General features: G+C 73.3%; 14 protein-coding genes. 8 read left to right on the top strand and 6 right to left on the bottom strand.

Features of this window, described 5'->3' with window-relative positions; genetic code table 11:
* Positions 1-37 precede the first annotated feature (37 nt).
* From ACGFZN_RS12110 to ACGFZN_RS12100, 3 genes are read left to right on the top strand one after another with little or no spacing between them, the layout of a single operon-like run.
* Entirely contained in the window at positions 38-427 is a 390-nt protein-coding gene (locus ACGFZN_RS12110; RefSeq protein WP_393858350.1) for a CU044_2847 family protein, read from the top strand.
* Positions 427-1,974 (top strand): trypsin-like peptidase domain-containing protein, encoded by a 1,548-nt coding sequence (locus ACGFZN_RS12105; RefSeq protein WP_393858349.1) that lies wholly within the window; start codon positions 427-429, stop codon positions 1,972-1,974. The genes ACGFZN_RS12110 and ACGFZN_RS12105 overlap by 1 nt, the downstream gene beginning before the upstream one ends.
* Before the next feature lie 12 nt (positions 1,975-1,986).
* Positions 1,987-4,569, top strand: a complete 2,583-nt coding sequence (locus tag ACGFZN_RS12100; RefSeq protein ID WP_393858348.1) for a hypothetical protein — start codon at positions 1,987-1,989, stop codon at positions 4,567-4,569.
* A gap of 46 nt (positions 4,570-4,615) precedes the next feature.
* Here the strand turns inward: ACGFZN_RS12100 and ACGFZN_RS12095 are convergent, their stop codons facing one another.
* Positions 4,616-5,251: a TetR family transcriptional regulator gene (locus ACGFZN_RS12095; protein ID WP_393858572.1), complete on the bottom strand. Its 636-nt coding sequence runs from the start codon at positions 5,249-5,251 to the stop codon at positions 4,616-4,618.
* Between the two features lie 134 nt (positions 5,252-5,385).
* Here ACGFZN_RS12095 and ACGFZN_RS12090 point away from each other — a divergent pair, with 134 nt between their 5' ends.
* Together ACGFZN_RS12090 and ACGFZN_RS12085 are read left to right on the top strand one after the other, a co-directional pair.
* On the top strand, positions 5,386-6,138 hold the full coding sequence (locus ACGFZN_RS12090) for a VOC family protein (protein WP_393858347.1): 753 nt from the start codon (positions 5,386-5,388) through the stop codon (positions 6,136-6,138).
* A gap of 179 nt (positions 6,139-6,317) precedes the next feature.
* Positions 6,318-8,660, top strand: coding sequence for a PQQ-binding-like beta-propeller repeat protein (locus ACGFZN_RS12085; RefSeq protein ID WP_393858346.1), 2,343 nt, complete (start codon positions 6,318-6,320; stop codon positions 8,658-8,660).
* A 6-nt stretch (positions 8,661-8,666) separates the two neighbouring features.
* On the opposite strand, the gene ACGFZN_RS12080 is transcribed toward ACGFZN_RS12085, so the two are convergent.
* Both ACGFZN_RS12080 and ACGFZN_RS12075 read right to left on the bottom strand, forming a co-directional pair.
* Positions 8,667-8,936, bottom strand: a complete 270-nt coding sequence (locus ACGFZN_RS12080; RefSeq protein WP_393858345.1) for a DUF397 domain-containing protein — start codon at positions 8,934-8,936, stop codon at positions 8,667-8,669.
* Positions 8,917-9,768 (bottom strand): helix-turn-helix domain-containing protein, encoded by an 852-nt coding sequence (locus tag ACGFZN_RS12075; protein WP_393858344.1) that lies wholly within the window; start codon positions 9,766-9,768, stop codon positions 8,917-8,919. Before ACGFZN_RS12075 ends, ACGFZN_RS12080 begins: the two co-directional genes overlap by 20 nt.
* Positions 9,769-9,830: 62 nt before the next feature.
* On the opposite strand from ACGFZN_RS12075, the gene ACGFZN_RS12070 reads away from it, so the two are divergent.
* Positions 9,831-10,352, top strand: coding sequence for an ATP-binding protein (locus tag ACGFZN_RS12070; protein WP_393858343.1), 522 nt, complete (start codon positions 9,831-9,833; stop codon positions 10,350-10,352).
* 65 nt (positions 10,353-10,417) lie between these two features.
* Here ACGFZN_RS12070 and ACGFZN_RS12065 read toward each other — a convergent pair whose 3' ends face one another.
* From ACGFZN_RS12065 to ACGFZN_RS12055, 3 genes are all read right to left on the bottom strand, one after another.
* Positions 10,418-10,597 (bottom strand): hypothetical protein, encoded by a 180-nt coding sequence (locus tag ACGFZN_RS12065; RefSeq protein ID WP_393858342.1) that lies wholly within the window; start codon positions 10,595-10,597, stop codon positions 10,418-10,420.
* A gap of 204 nt (positions 10,598-10,801) precedes the next feature.
* Complete coding sequence (locus tag ACGFZN_RS12060; protein WP_393858341.1) at positions 10,802-13,774, bottom strand: BTAD domain-containing putative transcriptional regulator; 2,973 nt, start codon at positions 13,772-13,774, stop codon at positions 10,802-10,804.
* 201 nt (positions 13,775-13,975) lie between these two features.
* Positions 13,976-14,371 (bottom strand): nitroreductase family deazaflavin-dependent oxidoreductase, encoded by a 396-nt coding sequence (locus ACGFZN_RS12055; protein WP_393858340.1) that lies wholly within the window; start codon positions 14,369-14,371, stop codon positions 13,976-13,978.
* Between the two features lie 160 nt (positions 14,372-14,531).
* Here ACGFZN_RS12055 and ACGFZN_RS12050 point away from each other — a divergent pair, with 160 nt between their 5' ends.
* Both ACGFZN_RS12050 and ACGFZN_RS12045 read left to right on the top strand, forming a co-directional pair.
* Entirely contained in the window at positions 14,532-14,909 is a 378-nt protein-coding gene (locus ACGFZN_RS12050) for a hypothetical protein (RefSeq protein WP_393858339.1), read from the top strand.
* A gap of 11 nt (positions 14,910-14,920) precedes the next feature.
* On the top strand, positions 14,921-16,486 hold the full coding sequence (locus ACGFZN_RS12045) for a peptidoglycan-binding protein (RefSeq protein WP_393858338.1): 1,566 nt from the start codon (positions 14,921-14,923) through the stop codon (positions 16,484-16,486).
* The last annotated feature ends 28 nt before the right edge of the window (positions 16,487-16,514 follow it).

Genomic DNA, 16,514 nt, shown 5'->3' with positions numbered 1-16,514 from the left:
ACGGTCGGCGAACCGGTGGCCGAGGACGGGGGCGGACGTGGACGGTGTGTACCTGGACGGTGTGTACATCCCGGTCGTGGTGGGCGACACCGAGATCCTGGTGGAAGCCGTGCCGGTGCGGTTGCCCGGGGACGAGCCGACGGCCGGCGGCGTGGGCGGGCTCACCGAGCGCGCACGGGACGCCTTCACGCAGGCGCAGTCGACGATCGTGGAGATCGCCACGTCCACGGCCACGGCCCTCGGCCAGGCCGGCCGGGCGGTGCGGCCGGACGCCATGGAGATCGAGTTCGGGATCAACTTCTCGGCCAAGGGCGACATCATCGTGGCGGGGGCCGGCGGCTCCGTGTCGCTCAAGGTGAAGCTGACCTACGACGGGAGGGAAGCGCGCCCGTCCGCCGACGGGGAGTCCGACAGCGAGGCGGAGTGATGCCCGCGTCCTTCGGCGCACCGGACGTCTTCGGCGTACCGGACTCCTCCAGGGCACCAGAGCACCACGCCGGCGTGCCCCCCTACCTCGCCACCATCCTCCACCCCACCGGCCACACCCCCATAGGCACCTGTTTCCAGCCGGCCCCCGGCGTCCTTGCCACCGCCTGCCACGTCCTGGCCGACCACGGCATGGCCGCCCCGGGCGCCGAGGTGCCCTTCGCACGGCCGGCCGGTGGCCCGCAGGGCACAGCAGTGGTCGAGCGGCTGGACGTGCTGCAGGACCTGGCCCTGCTGCGCACCGACACCCCGCTCCCCGCCTCCGTGCGGGGGGTCGCGCCGACGGCGTGGGTGCCGCGCGGCACGGAGGTGGTCGTGCAGGGCTTCGCGGAGCTGCCGGGAAACCACGGCGCGAAGGCGTACCAGTACCTCCAGGCCGGCGGCGAGTGGGAGGGGACGAGCCCGCGGCTCGACGGAGCGCGGGTCGGCAGGTTCAGCAGCAAGGACCTGCTGCGCGGCATGAGCGGCGCCCCGGTGCGCCGGGCGTCCGACGATGCCGTGGTCGGTGTGGTCAGGGGCCGCTACAACAGCGTGGACGGCTGGTTCCGGGACTCGGTGTGGACGGCCTGGACGGAGGATCTCGCCGCGCTCGCCCCGTGGGAGCTGTCCTGGTTCTCCCCGCACCTGCGCACGCACGAACAGGCGTTGCGGGAACTGGCGGGCACGGAGCGCTACCTCACCCAGCAGCAGCTGGAGTTCGTCAGCCCCGGCGCGCGCAGCGCGGCCGCGCCGGAGCGACTGCTGAACCAGCTGGACGCGCAGTTCGAGCCGGGCGGCATCGCGGAGCCGAAGCGGGGGGTGCTGCTGGAGGGCGTGGCAGGGGCCGGCAAGACCCGCACCTGCTACGAGGTGGCGGACAGGGCCCGCGGACGCGACTGGCTCGTCCTGCACACGACCCCCACGTCCATGGTCACCGGCGATGAGCTGGTGAGGGCGGCGCTGGAGCACGCCCGGCTCGCGGGTGCCGACCGGGTCCTGCTCGTCCTGGACTACCTGGACAGCTACAGCCGGCTGATCGTGCCGGACCTGAGCCGACCGCTCCAGGAGCACGACCCGCAGGGACGCGTGGCCCTGCTGGCCTCCGTCCGGCCCGGTGCGCTCAAAGGAGCGGAGCGGGAGGCGGAGGGCCTGTTCACCCGCGTCCGCCTGGAGGAGGGCCGGGAGTACCGCGTCAGGGTGGCCACCGGCATCTTCCAGAAGGTGGCCCCCGTGGCGCTGCGGCGGTGGGGCGACGAAGAGCTGGTGTCCGCCTGCAGCGACCGCCCCGTCCTGGCGCTGCTGATCGCCCGCGCCCTGGAGGAGCAGGCGCGCGCCGGACGGGACGCCCCCGACCTGTCCGAACTGCGGCTGGACGACCTGTTCAGCTGGCTCAGGCGCCGGCTGGAGAAGGATTTCGGCGCCCCGACCGCCGCCGACCGCACGACGGGCGACACCCGGCCGCACACCCGGCTGCTCGCGGCCACGGTCGCCCTTTTGGCCTGCCCGTAGGACGCTGCCGCCGTGGAGGCGGCGGTGGACCGCGCGCTCGCCCGGCGCGCCGACGAAGAGTTCGCGCTCCTCGGCCACAGCGTGGTGGAACTGCTGCGCGACCACGGCTGGCTCCTCGGCGGCGCCGCCGGAGGCCGGCTCGACCTGGTGCACGACATCGTGGCGGACGGGCTGCTGGGCGCCTGCCTGGTCCCCGGGCCGACCGTGCAGAGCCGCACCGTCGGCGAGCTCCTCGACGCACTCCTCGACGACACCGGCCAGTCCGACGAGGCGGAGCCGGTCTTCACCCAAGCCGTCCGCCACCTCTCCCGCTGGACCACCGACCAGGACGACCGGGTGCGCGCCGGCGTCGAGGAGGCCTGCGCCCGCTGGCTGGAGCGGCGGGCCGAGACCATCGGTGAGCTGCTCACCGCCGACCCGCCGGCCGGGACGGCGTACGACCTGATGGCCCGCACCCCCTGGCAGCCGGGCATGCTGCGGCTCTGGGACAGGCTCGTCGCCCCCTGGCTGCACCGCATCGAGGAGCAGCGGCCCGCCGACCTGCCCGCGGTGCTCGCCCAGGCGGTGGACAAGATCACCGGCCCGCTGCCCGCCCAGCTGGTCCACGCCGCGCTGACCTGCCTGGAGGCCCGGCCCGCCGCCCTGGAGACGGGCGCCCTGCTGCAGGCCCTGCTGCACGCGGAGGGCCTGACACCGCAGCAGACGGCGATGGTGGCCGACCGGGTGCCGGACTGGGCCCGTCGGCACCAGCGCGAACGCCGCGCCGCGCTGCTGCTGGCCGCCGCCCTGGGCCACCCCGACCTGACGCCCGAGACCGCCGGACGGCTGCGGGAGGCCGCCTGGCGATGGACGCGCGACAACGAGCACCACTCGGCCGGATCCCTCGTGCTCGCCGCGCTTCTCGACCGCGAGGGGGAGCTCGGGCCGTCCGCCGAGGCCGTGCGCGACGCCGCGCTGACCTGGGTGGTACGGCAGAGCGGCAACCCGGGCGTCTCCTTCGTCCTGCCCCGCCTGCTCCGGCGCACCGACCTCGGGGTGCACCGGAACAGGGTGGTCGGCCTCGCCCTGGCCTGGCTGCACCGGCGCCGCAACCGCCCGAACCGGCAGGGATCCTTTGTCCTGCGCCCGCTGCTGCAGCGCGCAGATCTCACGGAGGAGGAGGCCGCAGCGGCCGTCGGACACGCGAGGAAGTGGCTGGAGCTGAACCCCGACGAACCGCACGAGTTCGTCCTCGGCGCGCTGCTGCGCTGGGACCGGTCGGCCGAGGAACGGGTCACCGAACTGCTGCGCCAGGAGCCCGTGCCCGAGTCGCGGCGGCACCTGCTGGCCGAACTTCTCCGGGACCACCTGCCGCGGGGGCTGCGCCGCGAGGTGGCCGACGCCTCGCTGCGCTGGCTGCGGGAGTTCGGCATGCGACCGGACTCCGAGCTGCTCCACTGGCTGCTGCGCGCCGTGTCCCCGCCCGGTGAGGCGTGGGCCGACGCCTCCGCCCTGGCCGTCCGCTGGCTGCGCCGGTACGGCCCCGTCCCGGAGGCCAGCTTTCTCCTGGACGACCTCCTCAGCGCCGAGCCCGACCGCCCGGAGACCGTCCAGCTGGCCCTGGAGTGGCTGGAGGAGCACGCTCTCGCCCCGGACGCCAGCTATGTCCTCAGACCGCTGCTGTGGCATCACCACCGTCTCGCCGACGACCACCCGGACGAGACGGTGCGCCACGCCCTGCACTGGCTGGCGAAGCATGCCGCGAGTGACGACGCGGGGTTCGTCCTGGAGCCGTTGCTCAGCCTGAGCTCACTCGGCCCCGGAGTCGCCGGCCGCGCCCTCGAAGCCGCCGGTGTCTGGCTGGAGGGCCACGCGGAGGCCCCCAACGCCGACCGTCTCCTCCGGCCTCTGCTCGCCCGCGAGGATCTTCCGCCCGCCCTCCGCACCCGCGCCGAGAACCTCGCCGCGGCCTGGATCGCACGGCACCCGGGCCGCCGTACCCCGCTGCTGCCCGTGCTGCTGGCCGCTCCCGGCCCGGGGCCCGAGTGCGCCACCGCGCTCGTGCCTCATGTGCTGGCCGAGCCGCTGGAGGGCAAGCACGCGGTGGGCATCCTCAACGGCCTGCTGTACTCCGTACCGAGCGGCACGGAGCAGCGGACGGCGCTGATCGAGTACACCCTGGACTGGGTCGCCGGGCCCGGCCCGCTCAACAAACGGCGCGACCAGGTGCTCCGGCACCTCCTGGCCCAGCGGGACCTCACCGGCCCGCAGCTCGACCGTGCCGCCGGCCTCTGCATGGCCGACGGGAAGGTCCGGCCGTACACCCTGGCCGAGCTGCTGCGGCACGCCCGCTGGCGGGAGACGGCCGCTTCCCGCGCGCTCGAGTGGCTCCCGGGCAACAGCACCCGGTCAAGCTCCGACCAACTGCTCCTCGCCCTGCTGCGGCCGCCGGGCCCGCCCCGGGACCGCGACGGGGACGTGCGCCGGTGGACGCGGGAGTGGCTGGAGGCCAACGGGCCCGGTCACTGGAGCTGGCAGCCGCTCACCGAGGCACTGCGGCAAGCGGAGTCGGCCGGGGAGAAAACAGACGGCGGCCCACACGATCGTTCCGTGTGAACCGCCGTCCGGGAGACAGGACTTGGCAGAGCGAAGGAAATCGGTCTTACTTGGACGGCTTCCTTCCCGTCACACCCAGGTGGACCAACAGCGCGAGGTTGGGCTTGAGTTCGGCCGGTTTCACGCCCCAGGAGGAGAAGCCCTTCTGGTGTGCCGCCACCGCCGCGAGCATGGCGACCAGGGAGCCGGCCACCGCGGCCGGGTTCACGTCCTTGTCGACCCTGCCCTTGGACTGCAACTCGGCGATCGAGTCGGCCAGGGAGCCGTTCACCGAGTTGAGGATCTTCATGCGGATCTTGTAGAACCGTTTATCCCCTTCGGCCGCGCCCAGGTCGACCACCCGCAGGATCGCGTCGTTCTTCCGCCAGAACTCCAGGAACCCGTCCACGAGTTCCTGCGCGGTCTGCCACCCCGACTTGCCGGCCCAGGACCGTCCCTCGAGCAGCTCGGTCAGTCCGGCGCCCTCGGCCGCCATGTGCTCGGCGATCTCCAGGACGGCGCCTTCGACGTCGGGGAAGTACTGGTAGAAGGTCGCGGGCGACGTTCCCGCCTTGCGGGCGACATCGATGACCTTGACGTCCCGGTAGGGGGAGGAGCTGAGCATCTCGCTGAGGCAGTCGAGCAGCTTCTGCCGGGTCGCCTGCCCACGCCGGCCGGCCACGCGGCCGTCGACGGTACGCACTTGTCCTGTCATGCCGTCAGCTTACCGAGGGGTGATCCGAGCGCGATTCGGCCGACTGCAAATGGGGTGCACGGGTGCTCTGGGAGTGGTGTGCCTGGTCTGCGGGGTGCGGGCGGCCCGGTTACTTTGACGGCATGGCCGAAAACAGGGCGTCCGGGAACGAAGAGGCCGAGGAGGCCGCCGAGGTGTACGGGGAGGGTGTGCCCTGCTGGGTGGACGCCCAGCTCGCCGACGTCGAGGCGGGCAAGCGGTTCTACGGCGATCTCTTCGGCTGGACCTTCGAGGACGCGTACGGCTCCTCGGTGTGGGCGCTGCTGGAGGGGGCCCGGGTCGCCTCCCTCGCGCCCAAGATCGACGGCCGTATGCCCACCGTCTGGACGGTGTCGTTCGCCACCCCGGACGCCGAGGCCCTCGGACGGCGGATCACCGCGGCCGGCGGACAGGTGGTCATGGACCCGTTCCCGGTCGGCGACCTCGGGGTGGCCGCCCTCGCCACCGACCCCGGCGGCGCGGTGTTCGCGCTGTGGCAGCCGGGCCGGCACCGGGGCTTCGAGCGCCGGCACGAACCCGGCACCTTCGTCTGGGCCGAGCTGTACACCCGGGACACCGCCGCCGCCAACGCCTTCTACGGCGGCCTCTTCCACGACGCCCTCTTCGGCGAGGGCGCCGAGCCCGACTTCGGCCGCGCCGACGTCACCGAGGTCTTCCCGGCCGAGTATCCGCCGCACTTCCTCACCCACTTCCGGGTGGCGGATCTGGACGACGCCCTCGGGGCCGTCCTGCGGCTCGGCGGCCGGGTGCAGGCGCCACCCTTTGAGACGTCGTACGGACGAGTGGCCGTCGTCACCGACAATCAGGGAGCGTCGTTCGCACTGTTGCAGCGCTGATTCCGCCCGCTTTGGAGTGATTGGCGGCGAGACACCCCTCTTGTCGCCGGGTTCGCAACCAGCCGCCCGGCCAGGAAGAATCGGGGTGCGTGCCGCCACGGCGGTGCGGTGGTGAGACGCTGCACTTCGGTCGCGTCCATATGTGGGTGACGCGGCTCGTACGGGGAGGTGGCAGGCAAGTGGTGGATCAGCTGACGCAGCACGATCCGCGGCGGATCGGGCCGTTCGAGGTGCTGGGCCGGCTGGGCGCCGGCGGCATGGGGCTGGTCTATCTCGCGCGCTCGGCGTCCGGCCGGCGCGTGGCGATCAAGACGGTGCGCACCGAGCTGGCCGAGGACCAGCTGTTCCGGGTGCGCTTCACCCGCGAGGTGGAGGCGGCCCGCGCCGTCTCCGGCTTCTACACGGCGGCCGTCGTGGACGCCGACCCGCGCGCCGCCGTGCCCTGGCTCGCGACCGCGTACGTCCCCGCGCCCTCCCTCGAGGAGATAGTGAACGACTGCGGGCCGCTCCCGGCCCAGGCCGTGCGCTGGCTCGCCGCGGGCGTCGCGGAGGCCCTCCAGTCCATCCACGGCGCCGGGCTGGTCCACCGGGACCTGAAGCCCTCCAACGTGCTGGTGGTCGAGGACGGCCCCCGGGTGATCGACTTCGGCATCGCCTCCGGTGTCTCCAACACCCGGCTGACCATGACGAACGTCGCCGTCGGCACCCCCGCCTACATGTCGCCGGAGCAGGCCAAGGACTCCCGCAGCGTCACCGGCGCCAGCGACGTGTTCTCCCTCGGCTCCACCCTCGTCTTCGCGGCCACCGGCCACCCGCCCTTCCACGGCGCCAACCCGGTCGAGACCGTCTTCATGCTGCTGCGCGAGGGCCCGGACCTCACCGGTCTGCCCGACGAGCTGCGCCCGCTGATCGAGGCCTGCATGCAGATGGAGGCCACCGCCCGGCCCACCCCGGCCGACCTCCAGGCCCAGCTGGCGCCGCACCTCTTCGGCTCCGGCTCCGACGACAGCGGCACCGCCTCCGCCTGGCTGCCCGAGAAGGCGGTCGCCCTGATCGAGGCCCGCAGCCGCGGCAGCCGCCCCGCCGCCAAGCCCGCCCCGGCCCCCGCCGGCGGCCCCCGCAGCGGCGGCCGCGTGGCCGTGCCCCCGCCGCCCCCCTACGACCCGCCCGTCCCCGCCCCGGTCGCCGCCCCCGACACCGGCCCGGTCCGCCTCGCCGGCGCCGCGGTGCCGATCGGCCCCGGCCCGCGCGTCGCCGACGCCCGTGCCGCCGCCGTCAAGGCGCCCCCGCCGGAGGCCGGCCTGGTCGCCCACTGGTCCCGCCCGCGCCCCGGAGTCGCCGGCGCGGACCCCGCCGTACCGGCGGCGGCGCCGCAGCCCCCGGAGACGGCGAGCGGCTGGCGGCCCTGGCGGTTCCGCATGTCCAACGAGGTCTGGGGCACCCCCTCGGTCGACGGCGACCTGGTGTACGTCACCTCCTTCGAGGTGCACGCCCTGGACGTGGCCACCGGCCGGCGCCGCTTCAAGACCAGGGACGTCGCCTGGTCCATGGCGGTGGCGGACGGCCGTATCCACGCCTCCGACGGCCCGACCCTGTTCGCCCTGGACGCCCGCGAGGGCACCGACCTGTGGCGGCTGTCCACGGACGCCTGGGTGTACTCCCTGGGCGCCGACCGCGGCACCGTCGTCACCGGCACCCGGGGCGGCGGCGTACAGGCCTGGGAGGCGTCGAACGGGCAGAAGCTCTGGGAGATCGCCGGCTGCCAGACCGACTTCGAGTCCCCCGAGTCCGGACCCCTCGTCCACGAGGGCACGGTGTACGTCTGGCAGGACGCCCGGCTGCGCGCCCTGGAGGCCCGCACCGGCGAGGAGCGCTGGTCGTACCCGGTCGGCGACGCGGCCTCCTGCGGCGGCGTACCGGTGCGCCTCGCCCCGGCCCCCGACGGTTACGTCTACGTCTCCGCCGGCACCCGCGTCCTCGCCGTCGAGGCGGCGAGCGGCAGGGTCCGCTGGCACTTCGAGGCGCCCGCGGTCTTCCTCTGCCCGCCGGCCTTCGCCCCCGGCCCCGCGGTCACCGGCGGCGGCGTCTACCTCGCCGACTACCTGGGCACCGTCTACGCGCTCGACGCCACCGACGGCCGCGACCGCTGGCGCATCGCCACGGAGGCCCGCTCCTCCATCGAACCGGTGCTGGTCGCCGCCGGCCACGTCCACGTGGGCAGCGGCAAGGGCCTGTACACGCTGGACGCGGTCACCGGCACGCCCAAGTGGCGCTTCCAGGCGGGCGGCGACGTCGTGGGCGCACCCGCGGTGGCCGAGGGCCGAATCCACTTCGGCTCCACCGACCACCTGCTCTACACGCTCAAGGCCGACGACGGCCGCCTGCGCTGGAAACTGGCCACCGGCGGCGAGATCACCGGCTCCCCGGTCGTCAGGGACGGCGTGGTGTACGCCTGCAGCAAGGACCGCTGCGTGTACGCCCTGGACGCGGAGAAGGGCACGGGTACGGCGCGTACGGCGTGAGGGGGGTCAGTCCTTCAGCGAGCTGAGGAACGCGCCCCATGCGGACGCCTGGAAGAGGAGCACGGGGCCGTCCTGGGCCCTCTTCGAGTCGCGGACGGGGATCACGGTGCCGGGGTGGATGTCGGAAACTTCGACGCAATCACCGCCGCTTCCGTTGCTGTAGCTGCTCTTGCGCCACACGGCGTCCGAGACTTCGACGCAATCACCGCCGGTGCCGTTGCTGTAGCTGCTCTTGCGCCACACGGCCGTGCTCAGGTCAATCCCGATGCTTGCCATCTCGGTAGTCCTCTGCCGCAGCCTCGATGATCACAAGGGACGCCTCAGGCGGCAGTGCGGCGGCCCTGAGCAGATCGTACGACTCACGGTACTGCTTCACGAGCAGCGGATAGTCGATGAGTTGGCCGCTGTGCAGGGACTCGGCGTACACCACCGGCGGTGCGTCCGCGAAGGTCATGAACTTGGTCATGCCCATCATGAACGGATGGGCTCCGGCGGTTTGCGGGACGATCTGCCGAATGGAGTGCGTGTTCCGCACCACCTGCGCGATGTGCTCCAGCAGTTCGGCCATCAGCGCATCGGGAAGCGCTGGTCGCCGGATCAGGGACTCGTCCAGGATCGCCCAGAACTTCGGCGGGTTCTCCGAGTCGAAGAGCTTGGCCCGTTCTCTGCGGGCGCTGACCTTCTCCTCGACCTCCTCGTCAGAGGCCCGAGGCATGGCAGCGCGTACGATCGCGCGGGCGTAGGAGGCCGTCTGAAGCAGCCCCGGCACCAGCATCGGTGCCCACTCCTCGATCGTCTCCGCGTGCCGCTCCATCTCCGCCACATCAGCGAAGTACTCGGCATGCCCCGACTGCCGTGCCCTGCGGGCGTCTTCACAGCGGCGCTCGAAAAAGCCGTCCGTTCCCAGAACCTTGTCGACGTGCCGGGCCAGATCCATCGGCATGCGCCGCTCACCGCGCTCGATCTGGCTCAGAAAGGGCACGCCCCGGAAGCTCCCCTCGGCCAGCTGCTCCAGGGTGAGTCCGGCCAGTTCCCGTCGATAGCGCAACTCGGCGCCGTAGAAGGAGGGGACGTTGGCCGATGCGTCGGGGTCCTTGCGTGGGGGCACAACTGATCACCGCCGTTTGCCAGTTGCTCTGCGTAGCCGAAAGCCCTTCAAACGGTACCGGGATGCCGTCCCTCCGGGTGGACCTGCCGAGCTTCGCGGGCACGTACCGGTCTGCGGCCGGCCTGGTCGCGCTCGGCAACTGCAATGGCGCCACGGCGCGCAGGCTGGCGGCGGTGCTGCGGGGCGCCGGTGCGGTTCCGGGCCGGGCCCCGCTGGACGTGGAGCTGCCCGCCGTGCCGGAGGCGCTTCAGGGCCTGCGCCGCACCGTGCGCCGTCATCTGGGCGCGCCCTGCCCCGATGTCCAGCTCTGTGTCACCGAACTCGTCACCAACGTGATCCGGCACGTGAGGGAGGGGGCGCCGGTGCGTGTGCGGGTGGCCCGGACGCACGGTGGGCGCATCCGCGTCGAGGTCACGGACCCGGCCGCGCAGGCGCTGCCCGTGCGTGTGGCCTCCGGGCCCGACGACGAGACGGGGCGCGGACTCGCCCTGCTGGACGCGGTGGCGCTGCGCTGGAGCGTGCCCCGGGGGGTGGAGGGAAAGACGGTGTGGTGCGAGCTGCGGGACGTGGATGCCGCGTCCTGACAACACGACGGCCGCGGCGGCTCCCCCTCGGCGCCGCCGCGGCCCATCCCCCGTCGGTCTGCGGGTCAGGCGGGCTCGGACGTGATGTGGACGTTGTCCGGGGTGATCGTGCCCGTGTCGGTGGCCGGGGCGTCGGTGATGTGGACGTTGTCCGTCGTGACCGTGCCGGTGCCGCTGTCCTTGGCGTCGGTGATGTGCACGTTGGCCGGCTGGACCGCCTGCTCGTCCTTCTTGGCGTCGCTCATGGCGCTTCCCTCCCGTTGGTGCTGAACATGGGGTGCTCGTCCGGCCGTTCCCCCGATGGACGGCCGGACGAGCAACGGATCGCCCAACCTTAGATCGTGGGGACGGGCGACCTCACCGCCGGTCCGTGTGCCCCCCGACGCGACGGCCCGACACGAACGAGAGTGCCGTGGGGCGATAAACGAACGATGAACGTCCCGGCCGGCTCAGGCCGCCGCGGTCTGCGCCATCAGCGCCCGGACGGTCTCGGCCTCCGGGGAGTGAAGCGACTGGTAGATGGAGAGGGCCTCCTGCCAGCACACCCGGGCACGCCCGGACTGCCCGATGTCGTCCAGTGCCCGGCCGAGCAGGGTGAGCACGTTCCCCCGCCGCCACTCGCCGCCGATACCGCGGAGCACGGTCAGCGCGGCCTCGGCGTTCGCCGAGGCCTGCGTGGGCCGCCCGGCCGCCAGGTCGAGTTCCGCGAGCCGGAACAGCGTCATGCCCTCCCACAGCCGCTGACGGCTCTCGCGGAAGACGTCGAGCGCCTCCTGCAGCCGCTCGGTCGCCTCGACGTGCCGGCCGTTCTCCGTGAGCGCCATGCCGAGGGCGTACCGTCCGTTGGCGCTCTTCACGGCGTGGCCCAGGGTCTCGTACATGTCGACGCCTTGCTGGGCCAGTTCGACAGCGCTGTGGGGCCGTCCCGTCACCAGGTGGATACGCGACAGGTTGCACAGCACGCTGGCCTCGCCGGCCCGGTCCGCGCAGTCCCGGAAGTCGGCGAGCGCCTGCTTGAAGTGCTTCTCGGCGTCGGCGTAGCGGCGCTGGTAGAAGGCGATGGCCCCCCGGATGTTGGCCGCCCAGCAGCGGGCCGGCGGGTCGCTGTGGGAGTCGCCCAGGCGCAGGGAGTCCTCGGCGGACTCGTCCGCTTCCGTGAACCGGCCCGAAAGCTGGTGGGCATTGGCCAGGACCACCGCGGCCCGCACCTGCGCGCGCTGGTCCCCGCAGGTTCGCGCCGCGTCGCGCAGGGCGATCGCCGCGGCGTCGTACTCCCGCGAGTTGGCGCCGGACTCGGTCAGGTCGACGGCGGCCCACAGCAGGTCGATGGCGCGCGGCAGCGTGCTCGCACCCGTGAACTGGCGTACGCAGGCGAGCAGGGACACGGCCTCCGCGTACAGCCAGTCCTGGGCCTGGTGCCGGGACTCGAAGCCGAGCCCCGGATAGTCGGTGGGGTGCAGATGGTCCGCGACCCGGTCCCCGGGCCGCTCCATCGCGTACACCTGTGCCGCCGTGGCCAGGTAGAAGTCCAGCAGGCGCGACATCGCCGCCTCCCGCTCGCTCGGCGGCTGCTCGTCCCGCTCCGCGCACGCACGCGCGTAGAGCCGGACCAGGTCGTGGAACCGGTAGCGGCCGGGCGCGGCGGACTCCAGCAGGGAGGTGTCCACCAGGGATTCCAGGAGGTCTTCCGTCTCCTCCACGGGGAGGTCCAGGACCGCGGCCGCCGCCGCGAGGGAGATGTCCGGGCCGTCGGCCAGGCCCAGCAGGCGGAACGCCCTCGCCTGGGCCGGTTCGAGCTGGCCGTAGCCCAGCTCGAAGGTGGCCTTCACCGCCAGGTCGCCAGCCTGGAGTTCGTCCAGGCGGCGGCGTTCGTCGGCCAGCTTCGCCGCCAGGACCGAGACCGTCCAGGTGCGCCGGGCGGCGAGCCGGGACGCCGCGATGCGGATCGCCAGGGGGAGGAAGCCGCAGGCCGCGACGACGTCCAGGGCGGCCTCCCGCTCCGCCGTCACCCGCTCCTCTCCCACGATCTTCGTGAACAGTGCCAGCGCCTCGTCCGGGGACATCACGTCCAGGTCCACCAGGTGGGCGCCCACGAGATCGACCATCCTCACCCGTGACGTCACCAGGGCCGCGCAGCCCTCCGTCCCCGGCAGCAGCGGCCTGACCTGCGCCGCGTCCTTGGCGTTGTCCAGCAGGACCAGGACCCGGCGGCCGTCCAGGACGGAGCGGTACAGGGCCGCCCGTTCGTCCAGCGAGTCGGGGATCGCCGAGTCGGCCGTGCCGAGGGCGCGCAGGAAGGAGCCGAGGACCGTCTCCGGCTCGGCCGGGCGGGGGCCCGCGCCCTGGAGGTCGACGTAGAGCTGGCCGTCGGGGAAGGCGCTGCGGGCCCGGTGGGCCACATGGACCGCCAGGGTCGTCTTGCCCACCCCGCCGATGCCGGCCAGCGCCGACACCGCCATCACCCGGCCCCCGGCGTCCGGTGCCTCCGACGCCGAGGACAGCACCTCGCTCAGCTCTGCGACGAAGGCCGCCCTGCCGGTGAAGTCGGGCACGGAGGCGGGCAGCTGAGCGGGGCGGACCGGGACGGCCGAGGGCTCCGGCGCCGGGGACGACGGCTCCGCCAGGGCCGGGTCCGCCTGGAGGATCCGCTGCTGGAGCTCGCGCAGACCGGGGCGGGGGTCGACGCCCAGCTCCTCGGCGAGCAGGCGGCGGGTGTCGGCGTAGACGGCCAGGGCCTCCGCCTGGCGGCCGCTGCGGTACAGGGCGAGCATCAGCAGTTCGCGCAGCCGCTCCCGCAGGGGGTGCGCGGCGGTGAGCGCCGTCAGTTCCGACACCGCCTCCGCGTGGCAGCCCTGCTCCAGGTCCATGTCCAGGCGGGATTCGAGCAGGCCGAGGCGCCATTCCTCCAGGCGGACCCGCTGGGTCTCGGCGTAGGGGCCGGGGACGCCGGCCAGGACCTCGCCGTCCCAGAGGGCCAGGGCCTCGTTCAGCAGCGCGCGGGCGCGGCACAGGTCACCGGCGGCCCGTGCCTTCTCCGCCTGGGCCGCGAGGTGCTGGGCGGCCGCCAGGTCCAGCGCGCCCTCGCCGAGCGCGCGCACCGCGTAACCGCCGGACTCGCTGACCAGGACGCCGGGCAGGATCTTGCGCAGCCGCGAGGCGTAGGTGCGCACCGCCGCCAGCGCCTGCGACGGCGGCTCGTCGCCCCAGAGGGCGTCGATGAGCTCCGCCGCCGTCGCCGTACGGCCCTCGCGCAGCAGCAGGGCGGCCAGCAGGGCCCGCTGCTGGGGCGAACCCGTGCCGATCTGCTCCTCGCCGCGCCAGGCCCGCACCGGACCGAGCACGCCGAACCGCAGCGCCTCCGGCTCCGTGACGGCCACGGAGCCGGAACGCCGCTGCTCAGGCACTCGCGGCCCACCGTCCATGCGTTGGTCCCCCTCGGCATCACGAACAACCCCGTCAGTTTGCCTTGTTCGGGCCGGTTCCGTCAGCCGTCCAAGGCGCTGATCACAGGGCGGCGTGCGTCGGTCCACAAAGCCCTCACACCTTCTTTGCACGCCTCGTCCGGCTGACTGATCGTCAAGGGGGTGCTGCAGGGAGGGAGATGTGCGTGGACGCGGTCCGCGTCAGTCCGTCAGGTCCACCCGGATCGTCAGCAGGCTGGTGCCCAGCGCCCGTACCGCCGTGCTGTTGAGGCGGGGCAGGGAACGCAGGCGGGCCACCGCGTCGTCGTCGGGGAGGAGATGGGCGGTGCCGTGGTGCCAGCGGCCCGCGATGCGGACGCGGACCCTGGGGTCGGCCTGGATGTTGCGGACGTACTGGGACTTGTGGCCGAACTCGGAGACCAGCCAGAAGGAGTCGCCGGTCCTCCGCCCGCCGACCGGCGTGCGCCGGGGCAGGCCGGAGGCGCGGCCGGTGGTCTCCAGGAGGGTCTGGAACGGCAGCCGCCGGATCAGGGGGTTGGCGAGGCGCCGCTGGAAGGCGGTCACCACGCGGTGCTTGCGGTCTGCGGGGGCTGACATGCCGGTCGCTCTCCTGGTCTGACGGCGCGGTGCCGCGACGGGGACGGGGGGACGGGGACGGTGTGGCGGCTCGGTGCAGGGCGTGTGGTCGCCCAGGCTGCCGCCGGCTGCCGCGTGTTAGCCTCCCCCGCGGTCGTGATCGATGCAACGGGGGAGCCTGATGGGCGCGTCTTCGGACGGCTACACGGTCAGGTCCGGGATGTCCGGACAGGCGAGGGAACTGGACGCCGCGGGCCGCGACGCGGGCAAGATCCGCGAGGCGATCCAGCCCGGCATGTGCTACATGGACGACGCGCTGGGCGGCCCGGACGCCGCCGCGGCGTTCAACGCGTACGCCGCCGCCTGGGAGGACGAGGTCAAGGCTCTGGAATCGGCGCTGCACGAACTGGCCGACAAGGTACGGCTGTCGAAGGGCGCCTACCACGGCAGCGACAGCCTCGTCGGCACGAACGTCCACGGCGTGGCCGTCGGGGACAGCAGCCTCACCAGCACCATGTCCGCCCGGCCCAGCCGCCCGTCGGCGCTGGCAGGTTACTGAGGGGGCGGGCGATGACGGAGTCCACGGGCGACCGTCGCAAGCGGCTGGGCGAGCTGTGCAGGACCATCGCCTCCGCCGGCAGCAAGAACGACCTGATCGACGCCATCAATGACGCGCTCGCCGTCTCCGCCCCGGTCGGCGACACGGCGACGCTGGAAACCCTGGGCAAGCTGTACCAGAAGCAGGACGTCGAGGACCTTTACAAGCGCATCGACAGCGTGGCCAAGAAGGGCCTGCCGGACGTCTGGGCCGGGAACACGAGTGTCCTCGCCTCGGACGCGGTGGCCGCGGCGGGGCGGGCCGCCAACGCGGTGGGCCGGGCCCTGTACGGCGGCGGACTGGCGCTGCTCACGTTCGCCGACGCCCTCAAGGACGCCAAGAGCCAGGACGGCGACGGCCGGGAGGCGCTGCGCGAGGCGCTCGGGATGCTCGGCGGCAAGGACGGCTGGTTCGACGACCTCTACGAGGACGACGACGAGGAGGCCGTCCGGCTGAACGCCCGTTCCGTCGCCTCCCTGGGCGTCGAGGACATGTACAAGGCCGCGATCGCCGCCGACGACGCCTCGCACGCCGTCGCCAGGGACCTGAACAAGTGGGTCGCCGAGGCCCGCATGCGCAAGCTGGGGACGGGCGACCTCACGGCCGTCGACAAGCTGATGCTGGCCGAGACCAGCGCCGTCGACGGCGACCCCGTGCTCAACGAGATCCTCACCGCGCACGACCTGGAGCGCGCCGGCCGGCGGATGGACCGGCTGAGCACCGCCGACCGGGCCGCCATGGACCGGATGCTCGCCGGATCGGACAGCCCGCAGGAGCGGGCCTACCTGATGAAGGCCCTGGCCGCCGGGCACAGCGTGGCGGAGATCGAGCAGTTCCAGGGCAAGATCCACGGCCACGACCCGGAGTGGCTGCGCAGGCATCTCACGCCGGTCGTCACGGCCGTGGACAGCGTGGACGACGAGGGCCTGGCCCCCGACGGCTCCAACAACAACAAGGACTACGTCACCTTCGACGGGCAGCGCTGGATCCAGGGCGGCGACGGCTCGGAGGGCACCTGCGTGGCCTCGTCCACCGTCACCGCGCGCGCCATGGTCGACCCGCTGTACGCGCTCGGCATCACCGGCGGCCCCAGCGGACAGGAGGACGACCCCGAGGCCTTCAAGCGGCGCCTGGTGGCCGAGCAGCACCGGCTGCACACGGAGGGGCACGGCGGCGACCACTGGGAGGGCATGGGCCCCGACGGGCAGGAGCACATCGCCGACACCGCCATCGGCGCCGCCACCGGCGACGACTACCAGCGCCACGACCTCGGCAGCGCCGACGACCGCAGGGCGGTGCTGAGCGACGTGGAGAAGGCGGTCGCGGACGGCCGCCCGGTCCCCGTCGACGTCCAGGGCAAGGACGGCGCCCACGCGATGACCATCATCGCCCAGGACGGCGACATGCTGCAGATCTACAACCCCTGGGGCACGACCACCTGGGTCAGCGAGAACGACTTCATCAACGGACACATGGGCAAGGCAGCGGACAGTGGACTCAACGACGCGTACAGCGTGTACCTCCCGACGGCCGGGTAGCCGGAGCCCGTGGCGTCGCGGCAGGGCC

Source organism: Streptomyces sp. NPDC048192 (assembly GCF_043202415.1).
Lineage (GTDB): Bacteria > Actinomycetota > Actinomycetes > Streptomycetales > Streptomycetaceae > Streptomyces.
The sequence above is the reverse complement of the archived record's forward strand: the minus strand, read 5'-3'. Positions and strand labels throughout refer to the sequence as shown.